Source organism: Paludibacter sp., assembly GCF_009712605.1.
GTDB lineage: Bacteria > Bacteroidota > Bacteroidia > Bacteroidales > Paludibacteraceae > Microbacter.
The window spans coordinates 110,308-124,002 of the sequence record NZ_WASO01000010.1 but is presented as its reverse complement, the minus strand read 5'-3'; the positions used below and the strand labels follow the sequence as shown (position 1 = coordinate 124,002).

Below are 13,695 nucleotides of genomic sequence, written 5' to 3'. Positions count from 1 at the left end.
GTCCGACCTTTCAGGTCGCCTGGGTTCAAGCTATGTCTGCACGCAGGTCACAGACCTGCGGTTATGAAAATGTAGCTTTTCAAGCCATTAGGCAAAATATCAGATAATCATTTTTAAAAAATGCAGAAACGGGAATGTTGTTTTTGAAAGAAGTCATCTTGATTTTTTATTTTTGACCCCCATTAGCTTCGCTGATCTTCGATTCCCCAAATGGGGGCTGTAACTTTGCACAATGCACAAAATTTTCTCATTTTAAGGACGAATTCCTCCCATTTAGGGGAGGTTGGGAGGGGCGGCAAGCAAAAAATGGGATGAAAATATTTTAGTCCCGAAAGATCAAGACGAACTCTGAGTGCCAAAGCAACGGTATGTTGTTAAATAGATTCCAAATATCGGTGATTTCCGGTTCAAAAAGAGTAAATTTGCTCTTCATAAATCAGACAAGACAATGAAATATAATTTTGATGAACAAATAGACAGAGAAAATACGAGCTGTTATAAATACGACCTGAGAGAAAAGGTGTTCGGAACGGAGAACGTAATTCCCATGTGGGTGGCGGATATGGATTTTCGTACGCCACGATTTATTACCGATGCTTTGAAAGAACGCCTTGAACACGAGATTCTTGGCTATACGGTTCCTCCTCTCAGTTTGAAAAAGATATGTGCCGACTGGCAAAAGCGCCGTTACGGTTGGGAGGCCGATGCAGAATGGTTCGGTTTTGTGCCTGGCATCGTGACGGGATTGGGCTTTGCGGTGAATACGTTTACACAGCCCGGCGATAAGGTAATTGTGCAACCGCCGGTTTATCCGCCCTTCTTTAAAGTGCCCAACGGTAACGGTCGTGAAGTGGTTTATAATCCGTTGAAAGAGATTGACGGTAAGTATGAAATGGATTTCGAACTGCTGGAAAAACAGTTGAGCGATAATGCGAAGTTATTTATTCTCTGTCACCCGCACAATCCCGGTGGACGTGTGTGGAGCAGAGAAACGCTTGAAAGACTGGCTGAAATGTGCGCTTCGAAAGGCGTTTTGATCATTTCCGACGAGATTCATGCCGACATGACCTATCATGCTTTCCGGCATATCCCGTTTGCCTCGATTTCCGACACGGCCCGCGATAATTCGGTTACTTTTATGTCGCCGAGCAAAACGTTTAACGTTCCGGGGCTTATCAATTCGTATTATGTGATTCCGAATCCGACCTTGCGTCGTAAATTTGAAGCTGCGATGGAGCATGTCGATCTGCATGTGAACCTGTTCGGATTTGTGGCGACGGAAGCTGCTTATACACAGGGTGAGGAGTGGCTCGGTCAGATGGTTGATTATCTCGAAGGCAATGCCCGTACAGTTGTCGATTATTGCGATAAAAATATTCCGGGAGTAAAAGCGATGATGCCCGAATCGTCGTTTCTGGTGTGGATCGACTTTTCGGAACTGGGATTGAGTAATGACGCTTTGCGAAAACTGATTATCGACAAAGCCGGTCTTGGACTGAATGACGGACCAACCTTCGGTCCCGGTGGAGAAGGTCATCAACGCATTAACGTGGGTTGCCCCCGTTCGTTGGTAATCGAAGCCATGCAGCGCATCGAAAAAGCGGTGAAGTCAATGTGACAATGTGCTAATAAGCCAATGTGCCAATTTGGAAATTTGAGGATTTGGAGATTTGGGAATGTGGAAATTTGAAAATTTGAGGATTTAATCTAAGGCTTTTAAGGTGATCCTTTTCATAGCAAGTTATTAAAGAGACTGTTTCAAAAGGGATATTGGTTTTGTAATAACTTACGAATCGAAAGTGGATCATTGTTTGTTTTTTACCCCAAACCCACTGACGATCTACGATGTCACTACTAATAAGCCTGAAGGGGCTATAAATCTGCTATTTTTATTGGCGTAAAAGTCCCCTCCAGGGGATTTAGGGGTGTAAAAATGAGATTGTCTTTCTGTTTATAAGTTTATTAATAGCAACATTGCCTTTTTAGACAGCCTCCCTGATGATTATCCAGAATTGGCTTTAGCCCTGAACGTTGGAGAACTGAATGCTTTGTTGAATTTTGAATCACAGACAGAGTGGCGCTCAATATTGAAGTCTTGGAATTTTGAAATCAGAAATCTCCAAGCCTTAGATTCCTAAATGGTCAATCGTAAATGTTTAAATTGTAAATCAAATTTATGCCTAAATTAACATTATTTATACAGGAAACCTGTCCGTTTTGTCGCCGAGCGCTGAGCTATATCGACGAACTGAAAAAGGACGGAGCATACAAAGAGATTGAACTCGAAGTTGTGGACGAAAACATAGAAAAAGAGCGCGCCGATTCATTCGATTATTACTATGTGCCGACTTTTTATCTCGGAGATGAAAAGCTGCATGAAGGCGGAATTTATCAGGAAGAGGTGAAAGCTTTGTTCGACGATGTCCTGAAACGGAGTTAAAAGCAGGTTTGTCGATCATTCCTGTCTGGGAGTAAACCTGCTTAAACGGTTTATTTTGTTCACTTTTTTGCCTTGAAAGTCGGGGAAAAAGGTTATATTTGCATGATTTTTCAAAAACAAACAGAACACCACTATTTTTCAGAAAATGAAGGTATTAAAATTTGGAGGAACGTCTGTAGGGTCGGCTCAACGCTTCAAGGATGTTGCAAAGTTGATTTGTGATGGTAATCAAAATCTTGTAGTACTGTCGGCTATGTCGGGCACAACCAACACTTTGGTGGAAATATCAGACTATTTCTACAAAAAGAATCCGGTAGGAGCCCTGGAAGTAATCAACGCGCTGGAAAAAAAGTATTTGAATACAATCAAAGAACTTTACGCTGCTGACGAAACCAGACAAGAAGCAGAAGTCGAAATAAAAAAACTGCTTAACTATATCCGTACATTCTCGAAAAGTATTTTTACTCTTTTCGAAGAAAAAATCATTTTGGCTCAGGGCGAGATGCTCTCAACCACAATGATGAACATTTATCTGAAAGAGATCGGTGTGAAATCGGTTTTGTTGCCTGCTTTGGAAATGGTGAAAACTGATAAAAACGGAGAACCTGACAATGTCTACATCCGCGAAAATATTGCAAAGCAATTGCAGTTGAATCCTGATGCAGAAATCTATATCACACAGGGCTATATTTGTCGTAATTTCTACGGCGAAATCGACAATCTGCAACGCGGAGGCAGTGATTATACCGCTTCTTTGCTGGGTGCTGCTATCGATGCTGAAGAGGTTCAGATCTGGACCGATATAGACGGTATGCACAATAACGATCCCCGTTTTGTGGAAGGTACCAAACCGGTTCGTAATCTGCATTTCGAAGAAGCCGCCGAGTTGGCTTATTTCGGTGCTAAAATTCTTCACCCGACATGTGTGTTGCCCGCTAAACTGAGCAATATTCCTGTTCGTCTTTTGAATACGATGGATCCGACAGCTCCGGGTACGCTGATTTCGAATGAAACAGAACACGGAAAAATCAAGGCTGTAGCTGCAAAAGATGGAATTACCGCGATAAAAATCAAATCGGGCCGTATGTTGCTCGCGTATGGTTTCATGCGTAAGGTATTCGAGATTTTCGAAAGCTACCAGACTCCCGTCGATCTCGTAACTACCTCTGAAGTTGGTGTTTCGGTTACTATTGATAAGACAAAACATCTCGAAGAGATCGTTAACGACCTGAAGAAGCTGGGAACGGTGACCGTTGAAAAAGATATGGTGATTATCTGCGTGGTTGGCGATCTGTATCACGAATACGTAGGTCTTCAGGCTATTGTGGTGAACGCCCTCAAAGATGTCCCGGTTCGTATGGTTTCTTACGGAGGAAGTAATTATAATATTTCATTCCTTGTTAATAAAGAGGATAAGATTAAAGCGCTTCAGGCGCTACAGTCAATCTTTGAATAATAATAATTTGCTGATAAACTGATTACCAATATGTCAATTAGTCGATTCCACAGAGTCGGGTAATTGGCATATTAGCTTTGCTAAGCGTAGTTTGTATATTGGCATGTTAAAATATAGAATCTATGGTAAAAGGATCTTTTCCTGTCGATAAACTGAGGGTGGTTGAAACACCCTTTTATTTTTATGATCTGCAATTGTTGAAGCAGAACCTCGAGGCTGCAAAAACAGAAGCCGAACGTTATGGCTATCATGTTCATTATGCGGTGAAAGCAAATGCTAACGACCGTATTCTCGAAACGATAGCTAAGGCCGGTTTCGGTGCCGATTGTGTGAGTGGCGGCGAAGTGGAAGCTTCTATCAAAGCCGGTTTCCCTGCCGAAAAAGTGGTATTTGCCGGAGTCGGTAAGGCCGACTGGGAAATCAACCTCGGGCTGGACAACGATATTTTCTGTTTCAATGCAGAATCGATTCCCGAACTGGAAGTAATTGACGAACTGGCAGCTGCCAAAGGCAAAAAAGCCCGTGTGGCTCTGCGCATCAATCCTAATGTGGATGCTCATACTCACCACTATATTACTACCGGCCTGAACGAGAATAAGTTCGGTTTCAATATGGAGGATATGAACAAGGTGGTAGACCTGCTGAAAACACTAACCAATGTAGAACTGGTTGGAATCCATTTCCATATTGGTTCTCAGATCACCGATATGTGTCCATTCCAGAATCTTTGCGTTCGTGTTAACGAAATTCAGGATTTCTTCGAACAAAAAGGATTCAAACTGGAACATGTCAATGTAGGTGGCGGTTTGGGAATTAATTACCAACATCCTAATCATGTTCCTATTTCCGATTTTGAAGCATACTTCAAAGTATTCCATAATCATTTGCAACTGCGCCCCGGCCAACAGCTTCACTTCGAGCTGGGACGTGCCATGGTGGCGTCTTGCGGTAGCCTGATCACCAAGGTGCTTTACGTAAAAGAAGGAACAACAAAGAAATTCGCGATTGTGGATGCCGGTATGACCGACCTGATTCGTCCTGCTCTTTATCAGGCATATCATCATATTGAGAACATCACATCTGACGAAGCATTTGAACCGTATGATGTTGTAGGCCCGATTTGCGAATCGTCCGATACATTTGGAACAGCCCGTATGCTCAACGGAACAAAACGCGGAGATTTGATTGCTCTTCGTTCAGCAGGTGCGTATGGCGAAATTATGGCTTCCCGCTATAACCTGAGAAAATTGCCCGGAGTTTATTATTCCGATCAGGATTGAGTTTTTGAAACGACAGGCAATCATCTGAAAAATTAAATTTGCTGAAGATAAATCGAGATGAATATTTTAGCCTCTCTACAACGTTTGACGGCAATCGACTATTGTTTGATGGCCGTTTTGTTGGTAGTGTTTGGAATACAGATTTACTATTATAGTTATCACTTCGCATCTATTATTAAATACAGGAAGAAAAGAGACAACGGCATTGTTCCGTTTGTAGAGAATCTTCCTCCTGTGTCTGTGATTATTTGTGCAAAGAACGAATCGGAGAACCTGCGTCAGTTTCTTCCTGCGATCCTTGAACAGGATTATCCCTGCTTTGAGGTGATTGTTGTAAATGACGGCTCCACCGATGAAACTTCCGATTTGCTTCAGGAGTTAAGCCTAACATATCCGAATCTTTATCGCACTTTTGTTCCTGAGAATGCCAATATTCGTAGTACCAAAAAGCTCGGACTGACCATCGGAATTAAGGCTGCAAAGTTTGATGTGCTGTTGTTTACGGATGCAGATTGCAAACCGGCCAGCAACAAGTGGATTGAAAATATGGCCCGCAATTTTACTCAAAGTACTGAATTCGTACTTGGTTATGGGGCATATATGCACGAAAAAGGTTTCATGAGCCGACTGATCTCATTTGATACACTTTTTATCGGTATGCAATCGCTGGGTTATGCTCTCAACGGGCATCCATACATGGGTGTGGGACGGAATATGGCGTACCGGAAGGAAACTTTTGTGAGAATGAAAGGCTTTTCCAAATCACTTGGCATTCAGTCGGGCGATGACGATCTGTTTGTGAATAACGGTGCAAACGAATACAATACCCGGGTGGAAATATCGGCTGACAGTGTTACATGGTCAGTTCCGAAGTCTACTTACAGGAGCTGGTTCCGTCAGAAAGAAAGACATTTGTCGACATCGTCTTTCTATAAAGCAGATGGTTTGTTGCGTATTGGAGTTGAAGTGGCATCAAGAGGATTGTTTTATGCACTGATTTGTGCAATTGCCATTTTATCTCCATGGATATTCGGCGCTGCAGCCGGTCTGTTCTTGTTGATGCGTTATGCTGTGCAGCTGGTCGTTGTCAATAAAATTGCCAAGCAGTTTAATGAACGAAAATTTTATTTTTCTCTTCTGATGTTTGATATAATATTACCGCTGATAAGTCTTTATATCAAAATGTTTAGCAAGAAGAGTATCTTTAAGTGGAAATAAAGCAGCGCTTTTTTATATGTAAAGCCTCCGGTATTATCGGGGGCTTTTTTGTGTTTGTTTGTCACTCATTCTTGTTACCTTTGCGTATGGAATGTCGTCTGAAACATTCACAGACTACACAAAAAACAAAAAAATAATATCATGTCAGTATTTAATGATTTAGAACCGAAGCTTCTTTGGAGCTTCTTTGATGAGATTCGCCAGGTTCCTCGCCCTTCAAAAAAAGAGGCAAAAATTATTGCCTATTTGAGAGCGACCGGCGAAAAGTTAGGTGTTGAAACAACGGTTGATTCAGCCGGAAACGTGATTATGCGTAAAGGGGCAACTGCCGGCAAAGAGAAATCACCAGCTGTAATTCTTCAGGCACACGTTGATATGGTGTGTGAGAAGAATAGCGATGTGACCCATGATTTCGAAAATGATCCGATAGATATTTTTATTGAAGATAACTGGTTGAAAGCCAAAGGAACCACTCTTGGCGCTGACAATGGAATTGGCATCGCTGCTGCGTTAGCGGTATTGGCTTCCGATAATATAGAACATGGCCCGATTGAATGTCTGTTTACCGTTGACGAAGAAACTGGGCTTACAGGGGCAGCAGCTTTGAGTGCTAATGCTTTGAAAGGAAGTGTGCTCCTTAATCTGGATTCGGAAGAAGACGGTGAGATTTTTATCGGCTGTGCCGGTGGTATCGACACGGTGGCGACTTTGGCGTACACACCTGCCATGGCTCCCAAGAACTATTTTTGGGCTACCATCAGTGTGAAAGGACTGAAAGGCGGGCATTCCGGTGACGACATAGAAAAAGGATTGGGAAATGCCAATAAGATACTTAATCGTTTCTTGTGGCAGCAAGCACGTAAAACAGAATTGCGCCTGGCCGACTTTAATGGCGGTAATCTCCGTAACGCTATTGCACGTGAAGCTCATGCTCTTATCGGTATTCCATTCGATCAGAAAGAACAATTGAGGATTGATTTTAATCATTATATTACCGATGTAGAGGGTGAACTGTTGCTGAAAGAGCCCGGTATTTGCTTGGAACTTGAGTCGGAAAATGCACCGGCTACGGTTGTTGACAAAAAAACCAGCGATTTGTTGTTCAATGCATTGTATGCCTGTCCTCACGGTGTTATCCGTATGAGCGATGAACTTCAGGGTTTGGTTGAGACTTCCACAAATCTTGCTTCTGTGAAATTTGACGGGAATAATAATATTGTTATAACAACCAGTCAGCGCAGTTCGATAGAGTCGGCCAAACACAATGTGGCGGCTATGGTTAATAGCGTGTTTACACTGGCGGGAGCCTCTGTGAAGCATGGTGAAGGATACCCGGGTTGGAAACCGAATCCCAATTCTCCGGTAGTAAAAGTTACTGTAGATGCCTACGAACGCCTCTTTGGAAATGTACCTCACGTAAGAGCGATCCATGCAGGTTTGGAATGCGGTTTGTTTCTTGAAAAATATCCGCATTGGGATATGGTCTCTTTCGGACCAACCATTCGGGGTGCTCACTCTCCGTTTGAACGTCTCGATATTGAAGCAACTCAAAAATTCTGGCAGTTGCTGATTGAAGTGCTGAGAAAGCTATAATGATAAGGGACCGAGAATCAAAAATCAGGGATGAGGAATCTGTATGGTGTTATTTTTGCCTTATTTTTACAAGCGATTGCTTATCTCTGATTTTTGCTTCCTGAACCCCAATCTCTGAGATTCTTATGAAACTGATTACCGAAATATCAATCCCGTCTCCGTTAATATCTGTTACCTACGACAGACCGTTACTTACTATGGGTTCATGTTTTGCTGAAAACATGGGAGAGCGGTTGCGGCAATATGGTTTCGAAAGTGATGTGAATCCTTTTGGGATTTTGTATAATCCACTCTCCATCGCATCTTCTCTTGAGCGTTTGATGAGCGGCAATTCATTTACGGAAGCAGAATTATTTCAATACAATGGGTTGTGGCATAGCTATGCACATCATGGTAGTTTTTCGGCTGTAACTGCCGGTGAAACGCTGGCTAAAATAAATGAACGGTTTGTTACGGCTGCGGAACGTTTTTCCGATTGTGGCGTTTTACTGGTTACGTTTGGTACGGCATGGATTTATCGCAAACGTGATGATGAAAATGTAGTTGCTAATTGTCATAAAGTGCCGGAAAAATACTTCACGCGTTCCCGTCTGTCGGTTGACGATATAACGTCTATTTGGATTCCTCTTTTACAAAAATTAAAACGCCTTAACCCGAATCTCAGGGTTCTCTTTACGGTGAGTCCTATACGACACTGGAAAGACGGTGCTCATGAAAATCAATTGAGTAAAGCTACACTCTTGTTGGCCATCGAACAGCTCAAAGAAAGTTGTGGTGTCGCTTATTTTCCTGCATACGAGCTGATGATGGACGAATTGCGGGATTATCGCTTTTATGCGGCAGACATGCTTCATCCCTCCGAGTTGGCGATCGATTATATCTGGGATCGTTTTGTTGCCAGTTGCTTTGATAAATCTACCCGTGAGACTATGCGGGAAGTAGAGCAAATTAACAGAGCAATGTCCCACCGTCCTCTTAATCCTGATTCCGAAGAATATTCGCGTTTCCGAAAGCAAACTTTGCTGCGTAAGGCAGATTTATTGCAACGTTTTCCTCATTTACGGTTGGATTGAAGCTTTTAATGTTAAATAAGCTAAATAGTTTATTTTATTAAATTAGACATAAGGATATTTTTCTAAATTTGTCAGGTCGGAAGATATAGATATTGTCTTTTCCTAAATTATATTCTTCCGGAATTTCTTTCCAAAATCTTTAGAGAAAGGCCAATCATCCCTGATGTATAGTTGATGGTTGGCCGCGTGCCGGCATTCATTCTTATTTTTCTATATATTTTTCACTAACCAAAATTGTTTTCAGAGCTTTATTGCAGGATACGGATTGATTTTCGTATCCTGCAGTTGGCTATTTTATCGATTCTGATGTTTTTGGCAGAAGTACTCATTCGATGTTTATATTTGTAGTCGGAAGGTTGTAGCAAAAATCACAAAGTTTAATTGCTTATGAAACTAAAACATGATATAGCGATATTGACTCGAATTAGTTGTGGTTCACACTTTCAGTTCTCTTCTTTTTATCCGCGAATTTTGAAAACACACACATACAGAATGAAGACTATCAGCTTGTTCTTGCTGGCAACTTTTTTGATTCTGTCGTGTTCAAAAAAGGGAGACTCCGGAAGAGTGCATTCTGTTAATTGGGAAACCCGAGTCGTTAACCCGAAGAATATTTCGATGTTAGTTCATGGTAGTACATACCTGCCGGTTTATTCTTCAATTTATCAGATGCACGAAAATAAAACGTATGATCTGACAGTCACCGCAAGTATTCGTAATATTTCTCCGGCGGATACAGTTTATCTCGTGAAAGCCAATTATTATGGTACTGACGGACAATTGGTTCGGAAATACCTGCAACATCCCGTTTATGTCAAACCGCTTGAAACGCTCGAAATTGTTATTTATGAAAAAGATCGGGCCGGAGGTACCGGTGGTAATTTCGTGTTTGATTGGGCTGCAAAAAGTGAACAGAAAGCTCCTCTTTTTGAGGCTGTCATGATTTCGACATCTGGTCAGCAGGGACTCTCGTTCCTAACCAGGGGAGTGAGGATTGATAAGTAGTTATTAGGGGAGCTTTATAAATGGAAGTTCTAAAGAAAAAAAGCAATGAAAAATCATAAATTTTGTCAGAGTTGTGGAATGCCGTTTAGGGAAGATCCGAATGGAGGCGGAACTAATGCTGATGGTACCAAGAACGCCGCTTATTGTAGTTATTGCTATCAAAACGGAAGCTTTACTTTTAATGGTACGTTAAAGGAATTTAAGGAACATTGCCGGCAAAAGATGATTGAAAAAGGAATTTCAAAATTTATTGCATGGCTGTTTACCCGTGGAATCGGCCGACTGGAACGATGGAAAAAATGAAGCAATCAGGTAGGTGATAATTTGTTGATACTTATTTTTTATTCGGGGGTTTGAGTAAGGGGAGAGATAAGGCATAGACCGAAATCTCTCCCTATTTTTTTTGTTGTTATTGCCTGATTTTGGTCCTTTTATAATTCATTGGGAATGGATATTTGTGTTATTCGTTTATAAATCATATTTTTGTGATATGAAGAAGATGTTTCGAAACTACACGCTTGTAAAAATTGCATTGCTTTGTTGCTTTGTGATGAACCTCAATGGAGGAGTTCCGTTGCAGGCTGCAGAAGTTGAGCATCAGTCGTCGCATTCTTCTTATGTTTTGGCTGTGTCTCCTTCCGACCATTTTGGTATTGCCGGCCAGGCGAAATTATCCGGCGGTGCTAATGTTAATTTGCCGGTAATAAGCAAAAATCAGGTTCGGGAGACAACTCTTACGACCCGCAACATCGCTTCGTTATATTTCAACAATCTTTCGCGATATACTTTCTACGCCGATAACCTCATTCGGCGTTTAGAAAAACCGGACATTGTTTATCCGTTTCATTCTTTCTGGTAATCTTTATTTTAGTTGAATCCGCATAGTAGCGGGAGTGATTTTTTTATCTGTCGACAGGTTATAGTACTGCCGGTCGCCGGATTGTGTATTATTTTAAAACAACTAAAACATGGATATTGGAACGACAATTGTAGGAATTATTATAATAGTGGTTTGTGTGGGCTCTTTAATGTTGATGAGCCGCAGTAACAAATCAAAGCAAAGCAGCTTAAAGAAATCCCTTGTCAATATTGCCTTGCATAATCATTGTGAGTTAACCCATTCGGATGCTTGTGGAAATGTAGCGATTGGGATGGATGCTGGAAAAAAGAAGCTCTTTTTTGTAAGGAAGAAAAGGGAAGAGAACTTTTCTCGCATGTTAGATCTCAGTGGACTTGAAGAGACTTACGTGGTGAATCATAGTCGAACTGCAGGAGAGAAAGGAGAGCTGAAAGCCACGGATAAACTGGAGCTTGTAATGGCGTTCAGAGAAAAGAATAAGACTGATGACAAACTGGAGTTTTATAATGTAGAAGACGATAGTTTACGGCTTATGGGCGAGATTCAAATGATAGAAAAATGGAATGGTATTCTTAATCGATTCGTAAGTGGCGACTCGATTGATAAGATGTAATGTTGGACTGACGAGAAAGCAATCTGTGGCAAAAACTACAGGTTGCTTTCTGTTATGTTTTTATCGAAATAAACATGGATAGAAAAGAAATTATATCCCAGAATAAGCTGAATATTTCTGATGCATGTGTGTCTACGTTCAATACGAAAGCATTGGTGTGGTCGTATACAAAAGATGTGGCCTTGATTGTCGCCGGTATATTTTCGGCAGCATTCGGGCTGAAAGGTTTTTTGCTGACAAATCATTTTATAGACGGTGGTGTGACAGGGATATCGCTTCTGATATCGGCCGTTACGGGATTGCCATTCGCTATGTTGATCTTCTTGATCAGCATACCCTTTATGATACTGGCTTATCAGGTCAACGGAAAGTCTTTTGCCGTAAAAACTGCATTGGCAATTAGTGGATTGTCGTTGTGTCTGGCCACAGTTTCTTTCCCAGATGTCACGAAAGATAACTTGCTTGTTGCCGTTTTTGTCGGACTCTTTCTGGGTGCCGGCATCGGTTTGGCAGTGAGGGGCGGTGCTGTAATCGACGGGACTGAAGTTTTGGCGGTTTATCTGAGTCGCATATTGAGAACAACCATGGGTGATATTATTGTCGTTATCAACGTGTTAATTTTTTCGTTGGCAGCTTATTTTTTATCAGTGGAAATTGCACTGTATTCGATGATTACTTATGTGTCTGCATCAAAGGCGCTCGATTTTCTGGTAGAAGGGCTGGAGGAATATATCGGGGTTACCATCGTGTCGAAACGAAGTGAAGAAATCCGACAGATGATTATTGAGGTGATGGGGCGGGGAGTTACGCTCTATTGTGGTAAAAGAGGATATGGCAAACATGGTGAGACACAGAGCGTGGATATCGTCTATACGGTAATCACCCGTCTCGAACTCGCAAAATTGAATAAAGAGGTCGAGAAGATAGAGCCGGATGCGTTCATTGTGATGAACCGGGTAAAAGATACGAAAGGCGGCGTCCTCAAAAAGCGACCTCTTCACTGATATATTATCCGGTTAATTCTTCAGATAGGGAACCTGTTTGTGCTCTATAACGTATTTCTTTACAGGGCGCGAAATTTTGCGCTGGCGTAAGGAAACAGCTGTGACTTTTACCGTAACGTCAATGGACTGTAGCTTGTTGTCGTTTTTCAGGCAAACAAAATATTCTCCTTTCAGCGGCGATGTGATGCGCGAGAAATCGTTCACAACATTCCCTTGTTTAATCCATTTGAAAGATTTTCCTGCTTCGAAAAGAGATGCGTTGGCGGCATCGGTGATCCAGTATTCCACGCTTTCACCACCGGAGATGGAGGTGAGAAACGAAGTGCCGTTGAGAGCCAGTGCTGCCAGCGGACCGTAGCCGGGAATCACTGAAACCAGCGGACTTGCCGATCGCAGAAGACTTGCTGTCGCATCATTGAAGGCTTTGTTTCCTGCCTGATTGACGCCAATATAGTAGCTGTAAGCGATGGTTTGTGATGGCAACGTATATGAAAACGACATCTTATTGCTTTTGGTGGACAGCAGCGCGTGAATATTCACCACTTTGTCGGTGAGATTGGAAATTAAGGTGTCGGTGATAAGAACTGTTTCCGATTCTGTTTTACAGCCGATAGTGTCTTTGGTGTTTTTCCAGTAAACGGTGGTGTTGAATTTTGTAGAAGCTTCGTTTCCCGGAATACGTTGAACAGAATAACGGCAGATTTTATCTTTCGGATCATTGTTGGTGAAGCGAAACAGGTAGATGCCGGTGTGCGGTATAGATATTGTTTTTTGCTTTATTTTGGATGTCTTGTAGTCGGCAAACTGAGAAGATGACGGAAATTCAAGAATTTCTACGCGATCTATTTTTCCTCCTTTTTCAGACTCAAACGAAAAAATCAGTTGGTCACCTTCTGCCAATCCGCACAAATATTCGTGTGTCGTTTGTTTTTCAATCTTGACGGTCGATTCATACACATTGATCGGAGTTTGCCCCATAATAAATGACGCCATTGTTATCATCAGCATCAAGATACCGCAACGTAATTTCATTCTTTCCTTTTTTTGTTGCAAAATTACGTTTTTCCATCCATACGAATGGTTTTTGCAAGGAATAGCTAATTGTGACCTTCAATTATTTTGGAGTAATTAATACAATTCGCTTGTTTTTAATT

13 protein-coding genes are annotated in these 13,695 nt (G+C 41.8%); 12 read left to right on the top strand and 1 reads right to left on the bottom strand.

The window, feature by feature from the left end; all coding sequences use genetic code 11:
* Window positions 1-448: 448 nt before the first annotated feature.
* The 12 genes from F8N35_RS09180 to F8N35_RS09125 all read left to right on the top strand — a co-directional run bounded on the left by F8N35_RS09180 (window position 449) and on the right by F8N35_RS09125 (window position 12,541).
* Window positions 449-1,618 carry a PatB family C-S lyase gene (locus F8N35_RS09180; protein WP_293051705.1) on the top strand — a complete coding sequence of 390 codons (1,170 nt, stop codon included), beginning with the start codon at window positions 449-451 and terminating at the stop codon, window positions 1,616-1,618.
* A gap of 558 nt (window positions 1,619-2,176) precedes the next feature.
* Window positions 2,177-2,440, top strand: coding sequence for a glutaredoxin domain-containing protein (locus F8N35_RS09175; protein ID WP_293051702.1), 264 nt, complete (start codon window positions 2,177-2,179; stop codon window positions 2,438-2,440).
* Window positions 2,441-2,585: 145 nt separating this feature from the next.
* On the top strand, window positions 2,586-3,896 hold the full coding sequence (locus F8N35_RS09170; protein ID WP_293051699.1) for an aspartate kinase: 1,311 nt from the start codon (window positions 2,586-2,588) through the stop codon (window positions 3,894-3,896).
* A gap of 122 nt (window positions 3,897-4,018) precedes the next feature.
* The gene (gene lysA, locus F8N35_RS09165) at window positions 4,019-5,176 is read left to right on the top strand and encodes a diaminopimelate decarboxylase (RefSeq protein WP_293051696.1); all 1,158 of its coding nucleotides are present in this window, start codon (window positions 4,019-4,021) and stop codon (window positions 5,174-5,176) included.
* Window positions 5,177-5,233: 57 nt separating this feature from the next.
* Complete coding sequence (locus F8N35_RS09160; RefSeq protein WP_293051693.1) at window positions 5,234-6,394, top strand: glycosyltransferase; 1,161 nt, start codon at window positions 5,234-5,236, stop codon at window positions 6,392-6,394.
* 141 nt (window positions 6,395-6,535) lie between these two features.
* A complete protein-coding gene (locus F8N35_RS09155; RefSeq protein WP_293051690.1) occupies window positions 6,536-7,987 on the top strand; it encodes an aminoacyl-histidine dipeptidase in 1,452 nt (483 codons plus the stop codon).
* A 125-nt stretch (window positions 7,988-8,112) separates the two neighbouring features.
* Window positions 8,113-9,060: a GSCFA domain-containing protein gene (locus tag F8N35_RS09150; RefSeq protein WP_293051686.1), complete on the top strand. Its 948-nt coding sequence runs from the start codon at window positions 8,113-8,115 to the stop codon at window positions 9,058-9,060.
* Between the two features lie 492 nt (window positions 9,061-9,552).
* Entirely contained in the window at window positions 9,553-10,065 is a 513-nt protein-coding gene (locus F8N35_RS09145) for a DUF3124 domain-containing protein (RefSeq protein WP_293051684.1), read from the top strand.
* 45 nt (window positions 10,066-10,110) lie between these two features.
* Complete coding sequence (locus F8N35_RS09140) at window positions 10,111-10,368, top strand: zinc ribbon domain-containing protein (RefSeq protein ID WP_293051681.1); 258 nt, start codon at window positions 10,111-10,113, stop codon at window positions 10,366-10,368.
* 187 nt (window positions 10,369-10,555) lie between these two features.
* Entirely contained in the window at window positions 10,556-10,924 is a 369-nt protein-coding gene (locus tag F8N35_RS09135) for a hypothetical protein (protein WP_293051679.1), read from the top strand.
* A gap of 109 nt (window positions 10,925-11,033) precedes the next feature.
* Window positions 11,034-11,537: a hypothetical protein gene (locus F8N35_RS09130; protein ID WP_293051676.1), complete on the top strand. Its 504-nt coding sequence runs from the start codon at window positions 11,034-11,036 to the stop codon at window positions 11,535-11,537.
* A gap of 74 nt (window positions 11,538-11,611) precedes the next feature.
* Window positions 11,612-12,541 carry a YitT family protein gene (locus F8N35_RS09125; protein ID WP_293051673.1) on the top strand — a complete coding sequence of 310 codons (930 nt, stop codon included), beginning with the start codon at window positions 11,612-11,614 and terminating at the stop codon, window positions 12,539-12,541.
* Window positions 12,542-12,553: 12 nt separating this feature from the next.
* Here the strand turns inward: F8N35_RS09125 and F8N35_RS09120 are convergent, their stop codons facing one another.
* Complete coding sequence (locus F8N35_RS09120) at window positions 12,554-13,573, bottom strand: hypothetical protein (protein ID WP_293051670.1); 1,020 nt, start codon at window positions 13,571-13,573, stop codon at window positions 12,554-12,556.
* Window positions 13,574-13,695: the final 122 nt, after the last annotated feature.